This is a genomic window from Furfurilactobacillus rossiae (genome assembly GCF_013394005.1).
Classification (GTDB): Bacteria; Bacillota; Bacilli; order Lactobacillales; family Lactobacillaceae; genus Furfurilactobacillus; species Furfurilactobacillus rossiae.
In genome coordinates, this window is sequence record NZ_CP040586.1 from 1,280,734 (window position 1) to 1,301,008 (window position 20,275).

Annotated in this window: 15 protein-coding genes and 1 tRNA gene; 13 read left to right on the top strand and 3 right to left on the bottom strand. The window is 44.1% G+C overall.

Annotated features, from left to right (window positions below):
• Positions 1 to 26: 26 nt before the first annotated feature.
• The 7 genes from LROSL1_RS06040 to ftsY all read left to right on the top strand — a co-directional run bounded on the left by LROSL1_RS06040 (position 27) and on the right by ftsY (position 11,532).
• Entirely contained in the window at positions 27 to 1,709 is a 1,683-nt protein-coding gene (locus LROSL1_RS06040; RefSeq protein ID WP_178914932.1) for a DAK2 domain-containing protein, read from the top strand.
• A gap of 230 nt (positions 1,710 to 1,939) precedes the next feature.
• Complete coding sequence (gene recG, locus LROSL1_RS06045; RefSeq protein ID WP_178914035.1) at positions 1,940 to 3,985, top strand: ATP-dependent DNA helicase RecG; 2,046 nt, start codon at positions 1,940 to 1,942, stop codon at positions 3,983 to 3,985.
• Between the two features lie 102 nt (positions 3,986 to 4,087).
• Positions 4,088 to 5,116, top strand: coding sequence for a phosphate acyltransferase PlsX (gene plsX, locus LROSL1_RS06050; RefSeq protein WP_178914036.1), 1,029 nt, complete (start codon positions 4,088 to 4,090; stop codon positions 5,114 to 5,116).
• 77 nt (positions 5,117 to 5,193) lie between these two features.
• Complete coding sequence (acpP, locus tag LROSL1_RS06055; protein WP_178914037.1) at positions 5,194 to 5,445, top strand: acyl carrier protein; 252 nt, start codon at positions 5,194 to 5,196, stop codon at positions 5,443 to 5,445.
• A 90-nt stretch (positions 5,446 to 5,535) separates the two neighbouring features.
• Entirely contained in the window at positions 5,536 to 6,270 is a 735-nt protein-coding gene (rnc, locus tag LROSL1_RS06060) for a ribonuclease III (RefSeq protein WP_161001409.1), read from the top strand.
• 18 nt (positions 6,271 to 6,288) lie between these two features.
• A complete protein-coding gene (gene smc, locus LROSL1_RS06065) occupies positions 6,289 to 9,846 on the top strand; it encodes a chromosome segregation protein SMC (RefSeq protein ID WP_178914038.1) in 3,558 nt (1,185 codons plus the stop codon).
• A gap of 27 nt (positions 9,847 to 9,873) precedes the next feature.
• Entirely contained in the window at positions 9,874 to 11,532 is a 1,659-nt protein-coding gene (gene ftsY, locus LROSL1_RS06070) for a signal recognition particle-docking protein FtsY (protein ID WP_178914039.1), read from the top strand.
• Between the two features lie 95 nt (positions 11,533 to 11,627).
• Here the strand turns inward: ftsY and LROSL1_RS06075 are convergent.
• Positions 11,628 to 11,701 (bottom strand) — tRNA-Arg (locus LROSL1_RS06075).
• Between the two features lie 133 nt (positions 11,702 to 11,834).
• On the opposite strand from LROSL1_RS06075, the gene LROSL1_RS06080 reads away from it, so the two are divergent.
• The 6 genes from LROSL1_RS06080 (at position 11,835) to LROSL1_RS06105 (ending at position 17,457) form a co-directional block, all read left to right on the top strand.
• Positions 11,835 to 12,158, top strand: coding sequence for a MazG-like family protein (locus tag LROSL1_RS06080; RefSeq protein WP_178914040.1), 324 nt, complete (start codon positions 11,835 to 11,837; stop codon positions 12,156 to 12,158).
• A gap of 92 nt (positions 12,159 to 12,250) precedes the next feature.
• On the top strand, positions 12,251 to 12,598 hold the full coding sequence (locus LROSL1_RS06085; RefSeq protein WP_178914041.1) for a putative DNA-binding protein: 348 nt from the start codon (positions 12,251 to 12,253) through the stop codon (positions 12,596 to 12,598).
• Positions 12,599 to 12,636: 38 nt separating this feature from the next.
• The gene (gene ffh, locus LROSL1_RS06090) at positions 12,637 to 14,100 is read left to right on the top strand and encodes a signal recognition particle protein (RefSeq protein WP_178914042.1); all 1,464 of its coding nucleotides are present in this window, start codon (positions 12,637 to 12,639) and stop codon (positions 14,098 to 14,100) included.
• A 395-nt stretch (positions 14,101 to 14,495) separates the two neighbouring features.
• The gene (locus tag LROSL1_RS06095) at positions 14,496 to 15,722 is read left to right on the top strand and encodes an NAD(P) transhydrogenase subunit alpha (RefSeq protein WP_178914043.1); all 1,227 of its coding nucleotides are present in this window, start codon (positions 14,496 to 14,498) and stop codon (positions 15,720 to 15,722) included.
• Positions 15,723 to 15,727: 5 nt separating this feature from the next.
• On the top strand, positions 15,728 to 16,042 hold the full coding sequence (locus LROSL1_RS06100) for an NAD(P) transhydrogenase subunit alpha part 2 (protein ID WP_017261798.1): 315 nt from the start codon (positions 15,728 to 15,730) through the stop codon (positions 16,040 to 16,042).
• Entirely contained in the window at positions 16,039 to 17,457 is a 1,419-nt protein-coding gene (locus tag LROSL1_RS06105; RefSeq protein ID WP_161001402.1) for an NAD(P)(+) transhydrogenase (Re/Si-specific) subunit beta, read from the top strand. The genes LROSL1_RS06100 and LROSL1_RS06105 overlap by 4 nt, the downstream gene beginning before the upstream one ends.
• Before the next feature lie 21 nt (positions 17,458 to 17,478).
• Here the strand turns inward: LROSL1_RS06105 and LROSL1_RS06110 are convergent, their stop codons facing one another.
• Positions 17,479 to 18,795: a tyrosine-type recombinase/integrase gene (locus tag LROSL1_RS06110; RefSeq protein ID WP_178914044.1), complete on the bottom strand. Its 1,317-nt coding sequence runs from the start codon at positions 18,793 to 18,795 to the stop codon at positions 17,479 to 17,481.
• Positions 18,796 to 19,035: 240 nt separating this feature from the next.
• A complete protein-coding gene (locus tag LROSL1_RS06115; protein ID WP_178914045.1) occupies positions 19,036 to 20,211 on the bottom strand; it encodes a hypothetical protein in 1,176 nt (391 codons plus the stop codon).
• Positions 20,212 to 20,275: the final 64 nt, after the last annotated feature.

Genomic DNA, 20,275 nt, shown 5'->3' on the forward strand with positions numbered 1-20,275 from the left:
CTGAATTGGAAGCAACATTAACTACCATGACCAACCTTGAATTCGGAAAGATGGTCCAGGCTGCCTCGAAACGTTTGACGAGTCAGGCAGAATTTATTAATTCGCTCAACGTTTTTCCGGTGCCTGATGGTGACACAGGTACCAATATTTCGCTGGCGTTTGCCAGTGGTGCAAAATATGAACGTGAAGTTACGTCAACTTCTGTCAGTGATCAGGCGGCTGCTTTAGCCAAGGGATTGTTGATGGGTGCACGTGGTAACTCCGGTGTTATTACATCACAGATTTTTCGCGGTTTTTCAAAGAGTGTTGACGGTAAGCAAACACTTAGTGCTAAAGACTTTGCTGAAGCTTTGGCAGCCAGTGCTCAAACAGCTTATAAAGCGGTTATGAAGCCAACGGAAGGCACCATCTTAACGGTTATCCGTGAAGCTGCCAAGGCTGGTCGCGATAAGGCAAACGAAACTGATGATATTGCCGTTGTGATGGATGCCGTATACGCAGCCTCTCAGAAGGCCTTAGCTTCAACACCAGATTTACTACCCGTCCTAAAGCAAGTTGGCGTGGTGGACTCTGGCGGTCAAGGGTTGGTCTTCATTTTCCAATCTTTTGATGAAGTCTTGAACGGAAAGTCTATTGACTCTGATATTGATACACCTGACGATGCTCAAATGGATGAAATGATCAACGCGACTCATCATCGCAGTGTGCAGGGTGAATTAGACCCTAATGACATTAAGTACGGTTACTGTACTGAAATCATGGTGCGCATTGGCGGTGGCCAGCAAGTTGACCGCAAGTTTGATTATGATGAATTTTATCAATATTTAGCTGGTTTAGGCGATTCATTGTTAGTGATTAATGATGACGAAATCGTTAAAGTGCATGTTCACACCGAGCACCCTGGAGATGTCATGACATGGGGTCAACACTTTGGTGATTTAATCAAAGTTAAAGTTGACAATATGCGCCACCAACAAGAAGAAATTATGGAAAAGGATCAGGACGAGGTAACCACGAAGACGGCTGTTGGTGTTGCCCAACCGGTTGCCGCACCAGATACTGCGGTGATTTCCATTTCTGCTGGTGCTGGTGTTGCCGAGCTATTTAAGAGCTTAGGCGTTACGCACGTGATTAATGGTGGTCAGACCATGAATCCAAGCACTGAAGACATTGTCAAAGCGATTAATGCCAGTGGTGCTAAAAAGGCGATTGTGTTACCGAACAATGGCAACATCTTTATGGCCGCTGACCAAGCTGCTAAAGTTGCCGATGTGCCAACTGTGATTGTTCACAGTAAATCCATTTCACAAGGGATGACAGCTCTGTTAGCGTATAATCCTGATTCAGAATTGGATGCTAACAAGCAGGCAATGGAAGATAACTTGGATACTGTGAAGAGTGGTCAAGTGACTCATGCCATCCGTGATACGACCCTTGATGGGATTGAAATTAAGAATGGTGAGTTTATGGGCATCATTGACGGTTCCATCAAAGTGACGGACGCCTCATTGCTTGGTGCTGCCACCAAGATGGTGCAAGCCATGATTGATGACGACAGTGAAATTGTCACGGTGATCTATGGTGCCGATGCAACAGAAGCAGATGCTTCATCGTTGGAAGATGCGATTATGGCATTGGATGACGAGCTTGAAGTCGAAATTAACGAGGGTGACCAACCGGTTTATCCATTCTTGGTTTCTGTTGAATAATTAAAAACAACTGCAAAATTCCTATTCCTGTGTTTCGAGGTTTAGGAATTTTTTTGTTGAAGATTGGCTATTTAATTTAGTTTTGGATGACGTTTTTAACACGTAATTAGTTTGAAAGTTGGTCTTTTTCTATTGCTTATCTGTCGTTTTTTGCTCGTCTTTGATACGATAAGAGTAATGCATTTACTTCAGAATTAAAAAAATAGCGTGCTCGGAAAGGAGGTTTCAAAATGTCTGCACCGTTAAAGTCAATCGAAGATCCAGTGACACAATTAAGTGGCGTCGGTGAGCAACGTGCTGCCGCGCTAAAAACGTTAGGTATTCAAACGATTGCTGACTTATTGGAATACTTTCCGTTTCGTTATGATGATATGGCCGCTAAGGATTTGTCTAAAGTGACTGAGGGTGAAAAAATCACCTTGAAAGGCACCGTGGCAAACGAACCGACTGTCGTCAGATTTGGCAGAAAAAAAAGCCGCTTAAACTTTCGTTTACTTATCGGTCATGACGTCGTCGGTGTTACGTTTTTTAATCAGCCGTGGTTGGACAAGCAACTAGTAATTGGTCAGGAAACGGCCGTTTATGGTAAGTGGGATGCTACTCGAAAGAGCTTGTCCGGGATGAAATTAATTACCAGTAGCGATAAGGCAGCGTTTGGTGCCATTTATTCGACAAATAAACACATTCGTCAGAGTACAATTGCCCAATTGGTGAAACAGGCGTATGAAGCATATCAGGACGTGATCTATACGGTTCTGCCAGCGAAACTGATTGAAAAATATCGCCTCTTAGATCGTCGAACAATGATCCATGATCTTCATTTTCCGAAGGATCCAGAAGCGGCTAAAGCGGCGCGGCGCACGGCTGTGTTTGAAGAGTTTTTCTTGTTTGAATTACGTTTGCAAATGATGCGGGCAAAAGATCATCAGGCGGCTGGCATCAGCATTGAATACGATAATGAAGCCCTAAAAGACTTTATCAAGACGTTGCCGTTTGAGCTTACCAATGCGCAAAAGAAAGTGGTTAACGAAATTTGTGCGGATTTAAAACGACCGCTTCACATGAATCGATTACTGCAGGGTGATGTTGGTTCCGGTAAAACAATTGTGGCGGCCATTGTCATGTACGCAGCCATTACGGCGGGATATCAGACCGCACTCATGGCGCCGACTGAAATACTGGCTGAGCAACATGCACGTAATTTGGCCAATATTTTTAAGGATTTGCCGATCAACATTGTTTTGCTGACGGGATCAACCAAAGCAAAGGCTCGTCGTGAAGCATTGAAACATATTGCCAGTGGTGAGGTAAACTTGATTATTGGCACGCACGCCTTAATTTCAGATGACGTGGTTTATCACCAACTTGGTTTGGCGATCATTGATGAACAACACCGGTTTGGTGTTAATCAGAGGCAGGCCCTGCGTCAAAAGGGGCAACATCCAGATATATTGGCCATGACGGCGACGCCGATTCCCCGGACCCTGCAAATTACCGCTTACGGCGAAATGGATGTTTCAATTATTGATGAACTACCAGCAGGCAGGAAACCGATTACTACCCGTTGGATTCACAGTAATCAAGTTGAAGCTGCGATGGATTTTATTCGCACTCAGTTAGCTGCCGGTCAACAGGCTTATGTGGTCACACCGTTGATTGAAGAGTCGGAGGCCTTAGACGTTAAGAATGCTGAGGCCATTTATGATCATTTAAGTGAAAACTTTGCGCCAGATTATCGGGTTGGCTTGTTACATGGCCGTTTGAAAAACGAAGACAAAGAAGCTGTCATGAATGCTTTCAAGGCGGATGATTACGATGTGCTGGTATCGACAACTGTAATTGAAGTTGGTGTCGACGTGCCGAATGCTACGGTAATGCTAATCTTTGATGCGGATCGATTCGGTCTAGCGCAACTACACCAATTACGTGGTCGAGTTGGTCGAGGGTCAGTTGCGTCAACGTGTATCCTTGTTGCAGACCCCAAAACTCAAGACGGTATTGCGCGAATGCAAGTCATGACGGATACAAACGACGGTTTTCTTTTGGCTCAAAAAGATTTAGAATTACGTGGTTCTGGAGATTTATTGGGCACAAAGCAGTCTGGGGTGCCAGACTTTCGAGTTGGCGATCCCGTTGCGCAGATTAAAATTTTGCAGATTGCCCAACAAGAAGCGATTGCTTTGGTGGATCAACCTAATTGGCAAACTCAACCGGATAATCGTGAATTGGCTGGTTATGAACAAAGCGAATTAAAGCGACATTCAACGCTTGATTAGTGTTAGACCTAAAAAGTTGCAGTTGAGTGCTTAATCACATGTTTTAAATGATGTGTGTAGTTCCTTTTTATGAAAACAGGTTTAGAAAGCGAAGGTAGAACTGTGAAAGTTGCTGTAGATGCAATGGGCGGCGATAATGCCCCAGAAGAAATTGTCAAAGGTGTTGAGTTGGCTCGGGACAAATATCCTGACATGTCCTTTCAACTATTTGGACCGGAAGAGCAAATTAAAGCGTTGGTTCAAAACGATGATCGGATTACCGTTGTGCCCGCAAATTCCGTCATTGCGATGGAAGATGAGCCAGTGCGCGCGGTTCGGACGAAAAAGGATTCATCCATCGTGTTAGCTGCGACTGCCGTTAAAGAACACACGGCAGATGCGTTCTTCTCCGCTGGCAATACGGGAGCTGTCCTTGCAGCCGGACTGTTTATTATTGGTCGTGTTAAGGGAATTGATCGGCCTGGATTAACGACCACGTTGCCCGTTGTCACTGGGGATGCCACTGGCAGTTTCACTATGTTGGACGTTGGCGCTAACGCTGATTATAAAGTCGCTAACATTGAACAATTTGCTGTGTTAGGCAGTTTTTATGGTCAAACCGTGATGGGTATCAAAACACCCCGCGTTGGATTACTGAACAACGGTACCGAATCTGATAAGGGTGACAAGGCGCATCGTGAGGCATACCAACGATTGTCAGAAATGACAAACATTAATTTTATTGGTAATGTGGAATCTCGCGAATTATTAAATGGCGCGGCTGACGTTGTTGTGACAGATGGTTTTACTGGAAATGCTACGTTAAAGGCCATTGAGGGAACGGCATTGTCCATGCTGACGTTGATTCGATCAAAAATCATGGCTTCTACCAAGGCTAAGATGGGTTATGTACTGAGTCGCAACGCGTTTCACCAAGTTGGTCAGGTCATGGATTATTCCAAACATGGTGGGGCAGTGCTACTCGGTTTGAAGGGTGCAGTAATCAAAACTCATGGTTCTTCGAAAGCAGAAACCGTTCGCAATACAATGGGTCAGATTCATCAGATTATTGCTAGCGGATTAATTCAACAAACAATTGACTATTTTGATACTTCGGCGGATCAAACGAACGCGGATAACACTGAAAAGTAGCTTCGAGAGGTAGACATTTCGCCCCTAAAACGATAGACTAAATGACTGTAAAACACTTATGAGAAACTAGGTTAAACATGACTAAACAGGAAATTTTTGATAAAATCTCTAAAATTATTGAAGACCGGTTTGAAGTTACCAAGGACAAGATTACTAATGACCTTAACTTTCGAACTGATTTAGATGCTGATTCCATTGATTTCGTTGAATTTATCATGGAACTAGAAGATACTTTTGGCGCCGAAATTTCGGATGATGATGCCGAAAAATTGACGACCATTGGTCAAGTGGTCGATTACATTTATGATCATCAGGAAAAAACTGACTAAGTTTGGTAAAGCCGCCTCACAGGCGGTTTTTTTAAACAGTCAGTTTATGTAAAAATGCATTGTCACAATAGGACTTAAGGAGCGTTCACATTGATTGCAGGACTAGAAGACGAGTTAGCAAAACGATTTGATATTCATTTTCAGCACCCGGAACTGCTGGACGAGGCGTTTACACAAGCCAGCTATGTAAATGAACATCCACATCAAAACTTGAAGTTTTATGAACGAATCGAATTTTTAGGTGACGCGGTACTTCAATTGACCGTGTCAGAGTACATTTATAAGCGGTATCCAGAAATGCCACAAGGTAAGTTGACACGGCTGCGCGCGGCAATGGTTCAAGAGGCAAGTTTTGCCAAGTTTGCGTTAGAGTGCCATTTTGATCAGTACATCCGCTTGGGTCGCGGAGAAGAAAAAGAGGGTGCGCGTCACCGCTCATCATTACTTTGTGATATTTTTGAATCCTTTATTGGCGCATTGTATTTGGACCAAGGCAAAGACGCGGTTGTTGCCTTTATCACAAAGGTTATTTTCCCCAAACTTGACGCAGGCTGGTTCGATCATGCGATTGACTATAAAACGGCGCTGCAGGAGTGGTTGCAACGCGATGGCGACGTCATCATTGATTATGAGCTTAAACGTGAAGATGGCCCCGAAAACGACCGTAACTTTACGATGACCGTTGCTGCAGATCAAAAGATTATTGGTGAAGGCACCGGTAAATCAAAGAAAAATGCGGAACAAGCCGCTGCACTACAAGCGCTCCAAAGTCTTCGTGGTCAACAAGAAACCTTAGTGACACATGGTAAGGACGAACTCGATTAATTAACGGATGGATGTTGCATGAAATTAAAGGCCTTAGAAATCAGCGGCTTTAAATCGTTTGCTGATAAGACAAAAATTGAATTTATGCCGGGCATGACTGGTATCGTTGGTCCAAACGGGAGTGGCAAAAGCAATATTATTGAAGCCATCCGCTGGGTTTTAGGCGAGCAGTCTGCACGTGATCTTCGTGGAACCAAAATGACTGATGTGATTTTCGCCGGCGCGGCGAATCGAAAGCCGCTTAACCGTGCAGAAGTCTCGATTACGTTTGATAACAGTGACCATTATCTAAAGAGTGATTATGCTGAAGTTCGCGTTACGCGGCGTCTTTTCCGTAACGGGGAATCTGAGTATCGAATCAATGGTAATCAGTGTCGGCTCCGTGACGTCGTTAGTCTATTCATGGATACTGGCTTAGGTCGAGAATCATTCTCGATTATTAGTCAGGGGCGTGTTGAGGCTGTTTTTAACAGTAAACCGGAAGATCGCCGCACAATTATCGAAGAAGTGGCTGGTGTCTACAAGTACAAGCAGAATAAGGACAAGGCTGAAAAAGAACTAGGCACGACCCGCGAGTATTTGAACCGGGTCAATGATATTATTGCGGAACTAGAAAGCCAGATGGAACCGTTGGCTGAACAAAGTGCCATGGCTAAGGATTATCTTGATCAAAAGCACCGGTTTGACGAATTGGATAAATCTAGACTGGTTATTGAGATTCAGGATAATCGGCGGGCCAAGCATGAGGTTGATCAGAAAATGACCCAGGCCAAGACGCTTGTGAGCGACTATGAGCAACAAGTAAAAGATCAAACGCAGGCTGTTGCACAGATGAAACAACATCAAACTGAATTGTTGAACAAAAAAGATGCTTTGCAAAACAAACAGTTAACACTCACACAGCAGGTTGAGCGGCTAACGGGTCAACGGACTAATGCCAGCACAAAAACAGCTTTTCAAAAGCAACAATTGGAAGAAGTAAACCATGCATTAAGCGAAGCAAAGTCAAATGCTCAAAAGTTAATCGCTGATAACGATACTTTAAAGGCGGCTATTGCTACGCAACAACAGGCCATTGAACAAGCCAGTAGTGTGGTTGCAGGGCTTAGAGATGGACAAAACAAACAGCAACAGGCAACGTTAGAAAGTAAAATAAGTCAGTTACAAGACGCATACATTGAGCAAATGCAGTCACTGACAACATTGCACAATGAGTTGCATTATTTAGAGCGGGAACATGAGCAAGGCGGTCAGGCGCGCGCCCACCTTTCGGATGAAGCTGTCAAAGCCCGTGCTGAATTGGATCAATTAACGGCCCAGCGTGACAAGTTAACTGCACAACTGAATATTAGCAAATCCAATCAAGACAAAGTACATGCCAGCTTTAAGGATGCTGGTGACAAGTATCATGCGCTTACTGAAGCCTTTGAAAAGGCGCAAAAGAACTGGTACAACGCGTTAGGTGTACAGCAACGTGCCAAGGCTCGTGCGGATAGTCTGGCCGCTTTGAATGATGAGCATGCTGGCTTTTATCAAGGTGTTAAGGCGATTTTGAAGCAACGAAACAAGTTTAATGGTTTAGTCGGTTCAGTGGCGGATCTCATCACCGTACCCAAGGACTTGGCAAAGGCCATTGAAACGGCTTTAGGAGCTCAATTACAGCAATTAGTTGTCCGTGATGAGCAGACAGCCCGTGATGCAGTACATTATCTGACCCAGCAACGAGCCGGGCGAGCAACCTTTCTACCATTGACGACCATCCACGGCCGTCGACTGTCATCAGCACAGCTGTCAGCAGTTTCTTCTACCGACGGGTACGTTGGTTTGGCGGCGGAACTGGTGACGTTTGATCAATCATTGAAGCCAGTCATCGATCATTTATTGGGGACCACTGTTGTTGCAACTGATTTAGATGCGGCAATTGCGATTGCAAACATCGCTGGTCATCACTTTAGGATCGTGACACAAGATGGTCAGGTCATGAATGCCAGTGGTTCGATCACCGGTGGAGCCAATCGAAACGCTCAGGCGGGTTTGCTAAGCCAACGTGCTGAACGTGATGAATTGGCAGCTGCTATTGCAGAAATGCAGGCTAAATTGGATCAGCAAGAAGAGCATGTTGCTGATTTACAATCACAAGTCGACGCAATGGCCAGCGCGGGCACGAACTTACGAAGCCAAATGAACGATGCTGACGCTCAGGTTCAGCAGCAATCAGGTCAGTTAGAGCTACTCAGTGATAAAATTAAGGAAGGCCAACGAAAGCTTTCAGCAAGTCAGTTTGAACGTGATCAACAGGTTCAGGATGCTGCCGATTATGAATCACAGTTGGCAGAAAACAAGTCCAAAACGGTGACAGTCGAGCAACGGTTGGCGACAATTAAAGCCCAACGTGAACAAGCTCAACAGGACTTGACAAGCTTAACGGCAGACGATGAAACCAAAGCCAGTCAGTTACAGGAAAAGATGACTTGGTTGGCAACTGCTAAAGCACAATTAGCTGCTAAACAAGCCGATTACCGGCGTGGGGTGCAATCTTTAAAGGATCTTACTGACCGTCAGCAATCATTATCCGAACGTTTGAAATCGTTGCAAACGAGCCAATCAGTTTCGGGGATGTCAATGAGTGAAGTCGCCACTCAACTGACCAAATCGCAGGTTGAAGTTAAGCAAGTTGTGAAGCAGCTAGAGCAAACAAATGCTGCCCTGACAGAATTGAGCGACCAATTAACGACTGGCGATGCTGAGTTAACGCGAATTCAGGGGCTTCAACGCGCGTCTCTTAGTGAAATGAATGATTTGAGTGCCCGTCAATCCAGACTGGCAACATTATTAGATAATGATTTAAATACGTTAAGCGAAACCTATCAATTGAGTTTTGAAGATGCCCAATCTGGTTTGAGTGAACTCGATCCAAATGATATTAGAAAGCAGTTGAAGTTACTCAAACGTGGCTTGGATGAAATTGGGGATGTGAATATTGGCGCGATCGACGAATACCAACGTGTTTCGGAACGTTATGATTTCTTGGCACGCCAACAGTCAGATTTATTGACCAGTCAACAGCAGTTGCAGGAAACCATGACAGAAATGGACGGGGAAGTTCAGACACGATTCAAACAAGCGTTTGATGACGTGGCCAAAGCCTTCAGCAAAATTTTCGTTCAGATGTTTGGTGGTGGTAAGGCGCAACTAGTTCTAACTGATCCGGAACACTTATTGACAACTGGAATCGACATCATGGCGCAGCCGCCTGGCAAGAAGTTCCAGCGAATGAGCTTGCTCTCAGGCGGTGAGCGAGCCTTGACTGCGATTACACTCTTGTTTGCGATTCTTGACGTGCGGCCTGTTCCGTTTGCAATCCTCGATGAAACAGAGGCGGCCTTGGATGAAGCCAATGTTACGCGTTTTGCCCGCTATCTGCGCGATTTTGCTGGTGATACACAATTCATTGTCATTACACATCGTAAAGGCACAATGGTGAACGCCAACGTGCTGTATGGGGTCACCATGCAGGAATGGGGTGTTTCAAAAATGGTTTCGGTTTCACTCGATGATGTTGAAGCTGTGTCATAATAAATTTAAATTTGAGAAGGTGAAAAAATGGGACTATTTGATATCTTTCGTCGTCGAAACGCTGAGGAAAATAAAAAAGACTCAGAGCAGGCTAGCGAAAGTTCAGAAGCAACGGCGCAATCGACGATTGATTCTGCAGCCACACAATCAGCCAATTCCGGTTCTGAACTAGCTAAAACGTCAGCATCTGTTGAGGGTGATCAGGATCATGATAGCCAGTCTGACCATGATTCGCAGACGCCTTCATCGGCTAACAGTCAGCATGGCAAGTCGCATGAGACAATTAATTCTGAAACAAAAAGCGCCGCGGCATCTAGTGCAGCCTCATTAGTAACTGACGAGGGCAACGATGCTTCTCCACAAAAATCTGGCTTAAATGCCGACTCAGACAGAAGTGAAAACCATCAACAATCAACTGCAAGTGTCGCCTCACTAACAGACAGTCAAACGTCTGAAGCAAAGTCGGCCGTTGCTAGTAGCAACGTTACGAGTGGCCTGACGGCGCGACAATCCGTTGCTAATTCGATAGCCGCGGCTCGTCAATTGGCACACCGGACCGCTTCACTGAGCGCAGATGCTGCTGAAAAAAGCGCAGCAGAACAACAAGCGTCTGAATTAGCGTCTCAAAGTGAACAGGGTAGTCAGTCAGTTGCGAGTGAGTCTGCTGTCAGTACATCTGTCAGTGCCTCCGAAAATAACGTATCTGAGTCTGAGTCCACTCAAACATCCGAGTCAGCGACAGATACGCGAACGGATGCTGAACTTTATGATCAGGGATTAGCCAAGTCACGTAAGACGCTTGGTGATCGTTTGAATGCATTCTTAGCTAATTTCCGTTCTATTGATGAAGATTTCTTTGATGATCTTGAAGAAACGCTGATCGGAGCTGATGTTGGTTTCAATACCGCAGTTCAGATAACCGATGAACTTCGCGACGAGGTTAAATTGAAAAATGCGAAAAAGCAACAGGATGTTGAAAACGTGATCGTAGAAAAGTTGGTCAACTTATACGATCAGGATGGTGCTGACGAAAACATTGCCGTCAACATGGCTAAAAGTGGACCTACCGTCATCTTCTTCGTTGGTGTCAACGGGGTTGGGAAAACCACAACGGTCGGGAAAATGGCTAACATGTACAAGCAACAAGGTAAAAAAGTTTTACTGGCTGCGGCCGATACTTTTCGTGCTGGTGCCATTGAACAGTTACAGGTATGGGGACAACGCGATGGTGTGCCCGTAGTGGCCTTGCCTGAGCGCAGTGACCCAGCCGCAGTTGTCTTTGACGCAGTACAACGTGCAAAAGATGAACACTTTGACATTCTGATGGTCGATACGGCCGGTCGTTTGCAAAACAAAGTTAATTTGATGAACGAGCTGTCAAAAATGAAGCGTGTGTTAACGCGTGAAATTCCTGAAGCACCGCATGAGGTCTTACTCGTGCTAGATGCCACAACAGGTCAAAATGCGTTGAACCAAGCCAAGACATTTGGCGAGATTACAGCCGTTACTGGTATCGTATTGACGAAGCTTGACGGTACTGCTAAAGGTGGTATCGTATTGGCAATCAGAAATGAAATGCATTTGCCCGTTAAATTTGTTGGTCTGGGCGAACAAGTCAACGATTTGCGACCATTCGATGCAAACGAATTCGTTTATGGACTGTTTAAAGGGTTGATTAAAGAATAGCTAGGTTTTTACATTAAGCAGCGTCAATTTTAAAACTAATAAAAAGAAGGACTGCCGGCAATGTCGACAATCCTTCTTTTCTTATCTTATCTCGATGCACGAGGTGGGGTTCGAACCCACAACCCTTGGTTTCGAGGACCAATACGCTATCCAGTTGCGCCACTCGTGCATAACTTAATTACACTACTAATACTAGTGGTTTCGATTGCCCTCGTCAATTGCAATGTTATCAGTGCAAAGGGTAAACTACTTATTGAAAAATATTTTTGATTTCAAGCGATGGTTTACGTGGGGGCAATGATATGGAAATTGATACGACAATGCTACAACATGAAATTATGGCTAATAAGGCGGCACATAACTGGAACACGACCGACGTGCGGTTTGAGCTTTTACAATTGTACAGTGAAACGAGCGAACTATTCGAGGCTACTTTGAAAAAAGATCAGGCCAACATTGCCGAAGAATTGGCCGATGTTGCTATTTTTCTACTGGGCATTGCTGAAATGGAACACGTCGATTTAGGAGAGGCCATAACAGCTAAACTAAAAATTGATCAGCACCGTGTTTATGATGAGCAAGGACATAAACGATTGCTGCCGGACAAATCGACCAAAAAGAACTAATTCTTTTGATTGACGTGGCTGTGTAGTGTTCTTTAGTGAGTCAAAATGTTAAACTATTACGGTATCGGGAATAGTGAAGGGTGCGTGGAAATATGGAAATTGCAAAAAATGATCGCATAAATTCATTATTTGAGTTTTATGAACCGTTACTGACGGAAAAACAAAAGGCTTACATTGAACAATATTACGGCGATGATTATTCCCTTGGCGAAATTGCAGAAAACTTTAATGTAAGTCGTCAAGCCGTTTATGACAATATCAAACGAACAGAAAAAATTCTGGAAGGTTACGAACAAAAATTGCATCTATTTAGTGATTTTCGTAAACGTAATCAGGTAGCTGATGAGATTTCCGTTTATGTACGACGCGCATATCCTAGCGACAAACAGCTAATTCAGTTAGCTGACCGACTTGAAACAACAGAAAGCGATTCTGAATAAGCAATTATTCGAATACGCCGACGATGGAGGAATGACACATGGCCTTTGAAGGGCTTACTGAACGATTACAAAATGCAATGAAAACACTGCGTGGTAAAGGCAAGGTCTCTGAGAGTGACCTGCGCGAAACCATGCGGGAGATTCGGCTTGCCTTGTTGGAAGCTGATGTAAATTTTGATGTTGTTAAAACATTTGTTAAAACGGTCCGTGACCGTGCCATGGGCAGTAAAGTGCTGGATGGTTTGAATCCGGCTCAACAGATTGTCAAAATTGTGAACGAAGAACTCACAAAAACGATGGGTTCGGATGCTTCAGAATTAAATAAGTCACCAAAAATTCCAACAATTATTATGATGGTTGGGCTTCAAGGGGCCGGGAAGACTACGACTGCTGGTAAGTTAGCCAATAAGTTGAAGACTGAACAACACGCTCGGCCATTATTCATTGCGGCCGATGTTTACCGTCCTGCCGCGATTGATCAGTTGGAACAAGTTGCTAAACAAATTGATGTCCCAGTCTTCCAATTAGGGACTGATGTTGATCCCGTTGAAATTGTTCGCCAAGGTCTGGCTAAGGCCGAAGCCGATAAAAACGATTACGTGATTATCGATACGGCTGGTCGTTTGCAAATTGATGAACAGTTGATGGATGAGCTGGCTAACATTAAAAAGTTGGCTGACCCAACTGAGATTTTGTTGGTTGTCGATGCGATGACCGGTCAAAATGCGGTTAACACGGCGACCGGATTTAATGACAAACTCGATATTACCGGTGTTGTTCTTACCAAGTTGGATGGTGACACGCGTGGTGGTGCTGCGCTGTCAATTCGAGCCGTGACTGGCAAGCCAATTAAGTTTGTTGGTGAAGGCGAAAAGATGTCCGATTTGGATACCTTTCATCCGGATCGAATGGCCTCACGAATCTTGGGTATGGGGGATATGCTTACCCTGATTGAAAAGGCTCAGCAAGTTTCTGACGAGAAGCAGGCTGCCGATTTGGAACAGAAGATGCGGGAAAATTCGTTTGATTTTAACGATTTTCTCGATCAAATGGATCAGATGAACAAAATGGGCGGCATGGAAAGTATCATGAAAATGATTCCAGGATTGGCTAACAACCCTGCGCTCGCTAATGCCCAAATTGACCCTAAGGATCTTGCTCACATGCGTGCGACGGTGTATTCAATGACACCACAAGAACGTGAACATCCCGATGTGTTAAACCCGAGCCGTCGCCGTCGGATTGCTGCTGGGGCTGGTCGGCCAGTCCAAGAAGTCAACCGGATGATTAAGCAGTTTGATCAAATGAAAAAGATGATGAAACAGATGTCTAACGGTAATATGGGCGCCTTAGACCAAATGGTTCCAGGCGGTTTAGGCGGCATGATGGGCAGTGGTTCTGGAATGTCAGGTCGTTTAGGAAAAATGGCGGTCAACCGAATGGTCCGTCAAACAAAGAAAAATAAAAAGAAGCGACTTAAGAAAAACAAACGTCGTCGCTAACAGAAAGATGACTTGTGAGTATCCCTTTTTGGGACCACAAGTCTTTTTTGTTTATCCCAAAATAGTGTGAAAGTTCAATTTGAGTTGGCTCCAAAAATATGAATTTTAATTTAAAAAGTCAAATATTGTTAATGAAAATTTTTTTCGAGTAGGCATAGGGTAATGATTTTAATAGACTAAATATGAACACATGTTTATCGCTTATATGGAGTAAAAATTAACGATTTCAAACATTTATTTAATGAAGTTCTGATGCATTTCACTTAAAAAGGTTCAAAGCTGCTAAAACTTTTTTCATGTTTTTTCAACATTGTTTGATATAGGACATTGTTTCCGATCTGTGTAAGCGCTATGCTAAATACGTGAAAACACTTTCAAAATTGGAGGGATGTTGAATGGCAATCGTAGTTTCTGCGCTTAAAGAAGCCGATGGCGAGAATCGTGTCGCAATGACACCTGACATCGTTAGTCGGTTAATTAAGAGCAACTATGAAGTATTAATTGAACAAGGCGCCGGGGTAAATGCGTTCTACCCGGATGACGCCTACACCAAAGCTGGTGCAAAGGTTGTTAGTCGGGATGAGGCCATCAGTCAGGCTAGTATCATTGCCATGATTGACAAGCCAAGTGCCGCAACAATTCAGCAGTTAAAGGCAGGTCAGGCAATTATTGGCTTGCTGGCACCTTTGACCGATCAGGACACGGTGAAGGCACTCGCTGAAAAAAAGGTTAGTGCGTTAGCTTTTGAGCTACTGCCACGGACTGTTTCACGTGCGCAAACAATGGATGTGCTCAGTTCACAATCCAGTGTTGCAGGTTACAAAGCAGCCCTATTGGCGGCAGATCGTTTCTCACGTTACTTCCCAATGATGATTACTGCTGCCGGCACCGCTAAACCAGCTAAAGTACTGGTTTTGGGGACTGGTGTTGCTGGATTGCAGGCCATTGGGACAGCCAAACGTTTGGGTGCAGTTGTATCAGGCTATGATGTCCGTCCGGCCTCACGCGGCGAAGTTGAATCACTGGGAGCCACGTTCCTGACGACATCTGTTTCTGGTGCTGGTGAAGGTGGTTATGCTCGTCAATTAACACCTGAGGAAACGCAACAGCAACAGGATGAATTGGCTGGTTTCATTGCCGAGAACAATGTCATTATTACCACGGCGCAAGTGCCTGGTCGTAAGCCACCATTGTTGGTAACTCAAAAATCCGTTGACGAAGCTAAACCTGGGACGATCTTTGTTGATTTAGCAGCCAGTGAACTTGGCGGTAACGTTGCTGGTTCAAAACCTGCAACAACAGTGACGACTGACGCTGGCGCACAAATTATTGGTGCTGGTGACATGGCAAGTCAGTTGCCATCCGCTGCTTCCGATATGTTTGCTAAGAACGTTCAAGCGGTCATTACGTACATTACCAAAGATGACCAGTTAACACTGGATATGGACGATGACGTTATTGGTGAATTATTGGCTACCAAGGATGGCGAAATTATTAGTAACCGTCTGCGTGGAGCAATGAAATTGCCAGAACGGAAAGCTACTGAGGAAACTGTCAGCGCTTCAAGCGAGGCTGCTACAGATGGTCAATCTACGTCTAAAAATGATTCGAAAGGAGCTTAGCCGTCATGAGTCAGGAATTATATACCAACTTGGCCATCTTTGTGATGAGTCTGTTAGTTGGATTCGAAGTTATGAGTAAGATTCCGTCAACGTTACAAACGCCCATGATGTCTGGGGCAAACGCCATTCACGGGGTTGTTGTCGTCGGTGCATTTGTGATCGCTGCGGAAGCAAACAGTTGGATCTTTTATATTTTAGCCTTTCTAGGTGCCTTCTTCGCCGCGGTTAACGTGGCTGGTGGTTATACCGTTACAGATCGGATGCTGGGCATGTTTAATCGTCCAAAGAAATCTGCTTCAAAGGAGGATGAGAATAAATGAGTGCGTTAACGACTGTTGCTTCTTTAGTTTATTTGATTTCCGCCGTTTGTTATGTGATTGGTGTGCATTTAATGCGGTCACCAAAAACTGCTCGCCGTGGTAATGGCTTATCCGCGGTTGGGATGTTCTTAGCCGTGATTATGATTGTGATCACGATCATTGCTGAAGGCAAGATTACTGGTACCGGTTGGGTTGTATTGATTCTTGGTCTAGCACTTGGTGTTTGGTACGGGGTTGCCCGTGCACGCAAGGTGCCAATGACGGATGTGCCTCAATTGGTTAGTTTGTTCAACGCTGTTGGTGGTGGTGCTGCCGCTGTAATTGGGATCTTCGACTACGCGGTCAAAGCGGGCGGCACACACTTGAGTGTTGCCTTTTCACTGCCAGTTTTACTAGATGTTATTATTGGTGGAATTACATTCTCTGGCTCGCTGATTGCGACCGGGAAATTATCTGGTCATGTACCAGGTAAGCCAATTACGTTCCCAGGCGCTCGGCTGGTTAACGTGTTAGTTGTCATTGCTATTTTAGTGGCCGCTTGGTTAATGATTGGTTTGCCAACAAATGTTTGGTTCATGGTGCTTGGCTTAATTGCCAGTTTAGTCTTTGGTCTGTTAATGACCTTACCAATTGGTGGGGCTGATATGCCGGTTGTTGTGTCACTGTTAAATGCCTTTACTGGTTTGGCAGTTGCGTTTGCTGGGTTCGTTATCGATAACCAAGTATTGATCATCGCTGGGGCATTGGTTGGTGCTGCAGGGACGATTTTGACCTTACAGATGGCTGATGCGATGAACCGTTCAGTTGCCAACATTCTTGCTGGTGGTTTCGGTACGGGTGACAGTAACAGCAGTTCTGCTGCCGATGAAACACCCGTTAACGTTAAAGAAACGTCAGCTGACGATATTGGTTTGCAACTTGCTTATGCTAACAATGTCATGATTGTTCCTGGTTATGGGTTGGCCGCTGCTCAGGCACAACACGAAGTCGCTGAGTTGGCCAAATTGTTGACGGACAATGGTATCAATGTCAATTACGCCATTCACCCAGTTGCTGGGCGGATGCCAGGACATATGAATGTGTTGTTAGCTGATGTTAACGTGCCTTACGACCAGATGAAACAGATGGAAGAAGCAAATTCCATGTTTGAAAACACTGATGTTTCTCTTGTTATCGGGGCGAACGATGTTACCAACCCATTGGCACGCGAAAGCGGTAACGCTATTTCCGGGATGCCAATTCTAGACGTTGATAAGTCGAAGTCCGTGGTTGTTATCAAACGGTCAATGAGCACAGGGTATGCTGGTGTTCAAAACCCACTGTTCTCGATGGATAACACGCAGATGTTCTTCTCCGACGCAAAGAAGGGGCTTGCTGACATCATTGCATCGACGAAAGAGTACATTAATCAGTGATGTAACAATGTTTGTAAGCCGTTAAGATTCTTTGCGTGAAACATTTTTACCATTATTTTGGTCAGAGTGGTTAACACTTTGGTTAACAGTAGATACATTTGAATGAGAGTTTTGATTAAAGTCATCCATTTTTTGGATGGCTTTTTCTTTTACATCTGGAGTTATTTCAGCATATATTTCGGTTGTCTTAACATTCTTATGACCAAGGATACCGCCGATGTCTTCCAAGCTAACACCAGCTTGTCTCATTCTGACAGCATTAGTGTGTCGACCATCGTGTAAACGAATGTGAGGCAAGCCAGCACGCTTCACAATTCGTGTCCAAGTGCTGTTGGTTGTTCGTTCACGAATCACCATACCCGTTGTTTGACCTTGTAAATGAACGAAAATTGGTTCTTCAGGGTATTGCTTCAATGACATGATCACTTCCGCATTACTAGTTACATTGAAACGATGACGCAGATATGAATAGAATCCATCGGTTAGTCGACTGGTCATTGGAACATCTCGTATGCTACTTTCTGTTTTTGGATCATCGTACACAATTGTATCCGGCGTTTCAGCCTTGAATAATCGTTCACGTCGAATGTGGAGCAAGTTATTCTGCAAATCAACATCTTTGCACCATAGACCAGTAACTTCACCTTTACGCAGTCCAGCGTCGAACACATTAAGATAAAACAGATACCACATCAATCCATCGCGTTCATCAAGTGCTTTATCCAAGAATTTATCTACTTGGTCAGCAGTGTAGTAGTGGAGGGCACGTCTGCCGTTTGTTGGCCTAAATTCTTTGGGATACACAACACCATGGGTTGGATTAGTATCAACATAGCCAAGGCGTACAGCATCACGAAACGCAGCAGAAAGAACTGCATCGATACCATGAACAGTGTACCAACGAAGACCTTGCTTGCGACCTGTACTTGGATTTGGCTTGCCATATTTATGTGTTCGAAAAAGAAAATTAATGAACTGCTGGTGGTCACGCAAAGTGTAATCCTTCAGTCTAAATTTTCCGATGTTAGGGATGAGGTAGTGGTCGATGATAAAACGATGACGAATCGTGGTTCCAGTTTTTACACCAGTCTCTATTTCGGTTAACCACTCTTCAAGATAATCAGACATTCGCATATCACCAAGATGTGTGTTATTGAACTTGTCATTTGCATAACCAGCCTCAAGTTCTTTAACCTTGGCATTTGCCTCGAGGTAGCTTGTAAAGCTACGTAGGTGATAGTGTTTAGGTTTACCAGTCCCACGGTTATATGAAGCATAACCTTGGATTTCCCAACGTTTTTTTCCATTTTTTAGTGTATATGGTTTAATTGTTCCCATGATTTTTTCCTTTCTTTGGAAAATACGTTCTTGTTTTACAAACATACGTTCTTTTGCTAACATAATAAAAGGGCTTAAGCCCTTTATAACAATTGATTTAAAAGATGGTGAATAAATGCCGTCTACAAAATTGTTGTGTTAAAATTCACTTCAAAAGGGAGGTGTGAGCAATGAAAAAGGCTTTTGTTTATTTTCTACTAGCCTCAATACCATCTGTTGTATCTGCTCTGTTGCTTTGGCCTATTGCTCATGCTTATCATCCGTTGCCCTTTTTTCCGTTTTTTTATTTTTTGACGATTTTGCTTCTTCGGGTGAGTTATCGTCGTCCTTCTGATCGGGCAACGGCGTTCCTTTTGCAATGGCGGTTCCGTCATCGATGATTTTGGGCTTAATTTCAGCAACAGCTTTTTGAACTTCGGAAAGCTGTTTTTCTTTTGCCATTAACTCTTCATTCTCAATTTTATTTTTCAATCGTTCGTTCCTAATTGTTCCGAATATGGTGCTAGCCCAGACAAGTAGTCCAACTTTACGACCATCCTTACCCATCAGTAGTAACAGAACGCCATAAATGCTGCCCCAAGTTATGCCACCTGTTGCCGCCAGAGCTGTTAAGGTTTTGAGAGCCTCAAGTAATGCCTGTTGGTTTGCAACACTAGCGATGAGCTGAATAACGCCAGGGCAATGAACGTCTGCCTGCATAAGAATTTTATCGGAATTTTCTACTTCATCCGTGTTTCCTAGTGCAGTTATGCCTCGCCATTGCGCGAGGGTTAGGTCTGCATCTGTGGTCGTGTGCACTGACAAATGAAGTTGGTCTGCCTTCTGATAAAGTGGAAATAAGAGTGGATCAATATGCTCATCGTATTTAGAAATGTCGAATACAGCCTGATGTGCTGAAAGCATCCAGTATAGTTCGCCTGGCAGAGAGTTACGACCTATTGTTTTTATCCACGTAACTGGACGCCTTTTAATGTTTTCACTAACAACATAATTGATCAGTCGGCTTTTGTGCATTTCAGCTTTGCGGTTTAAAACCGTCCGATCTGCATCATATGGATCTCCTGCTATAACACCAATGGAAAGATAATCGGTGTTTTTGCCAGGCGTGATGACAACATCGCCAGTTTTCATTGAGTACACAAACTCGCTACATTGTTTGGCAGCAGTTGTTTGCCAATGTTTAGACTTGTCTGGATATTTTTGCTGATACAACAAACGAATGTCTGTTTCACCATTCAATGTTTTAGGAGAATCATTATGCGCAATGCTTTTTATAGTGACTTCATCATGATCCAAGGAAATAAATCCATTTTCATTGAAATCTGTGGAATATTTCCCACCATTTGCTCTGACCAACCAGTATTTTGTAGTTGTGGGAATGTTTAAAATTCCAATTGCTTCGGTGTCTTCTGACATTATTGATACTCCTAGTTTTTATCAATGCTTATTTGGATTCCCACCGCAGGAGTCGAACCTGCGC

Excerpts from the sequence above, each read along its gene's own strand:
- LROSL1_RS06040 (WP_178914932.1), top strand. The coding sequence starts at position 27 with ATGACCAACCTTGAATTCGGAAAGATGGTCCAGGCTGCCTCGAAACGT.
- recG (WP_178914035.1), top strand. The coding sequence starts at position 1,940 with ATGTCTGCACCGTTAAAGTCAATCGAAGATCCAGTGACACAATTAAGT.
- acpP (WP_178914037.1), top strand. The coding sequence starts at position 5,194 with ATGACTAAACAGGAAATTTTTGATAAAATCTCTAAAATTATTGAAGAC.
- smc (WP_178914038.1), top strand. The coding sequence starts at position 6,289 with ATGAAATTAAAGGCCTTAGAAATCAGCGGCTTTAAATCGTTTGCTGAT.
- ftsY (WP_178914039.1), top strand. The coding sequence starts at position 9,874 with ATGGGACTATTTGATATCTTTCGTCGTCGAAACGCTGAGGAAAATAAA.
- LROSL1_RS06080 (WP_178914040.1), top strand. The coding sequence starts at position 11,835 with ATGGAAATTGATACGACAATGCTACAACATGAAATTATGGCTAATAAG.
- LROSL1_RS06085 (WP_178914041.1), top strand. The coding sequence starts at position 12,251 with ATGGAAATTGCAAAAAATGATCGCATAAATTCATTATTTGAGTTTTAT.
- ffh (WP_178914042.1), top strand. The coding sequence starts at position 12,637 with ATGGCCTTTGAAGGGCTTACTGAACGATTACAAAATGCAATGAAAACA.
- LROSL1_RS06095 (WP_178914043.1), top strand. The coding sequence starts at position 14,496 with ATGGCAATCGTAGTTTCTGCGCTTAAAGAAGCCGATGGCGAGAATCGT.
- LROSL1_RS06100 (WP_017261798.1), top strand. The coding sequence starts at position 15,728 with ATGAGTCAGGAATTATATACCAACTTGGCCATCTTTGTGATGAGTCTG.
- LROSL1_RS06105 (WP_161001402.1), top strand. The coding sequence starts at position 16,039 with ATGAGTGCGTTAACGACTGTTGCTTCTTTAGTTTATTTGATTTCCGCC.
- LROSL1_RS06110 (WP_178914044.1), bottom strand. The coding sequence starts at position 18,795 with ATGGGAACAATTAAACCATATACACTAAAAAATGGAAAAAAACGTTGG.
- LROSL1_RS06115 (WP_178914045.1), bottom strand. The coding sequence starts at position 20,211 with ATGTCAGAAGACACCGAAGCAATTGGAATTTTAAACATTCCCACAACT.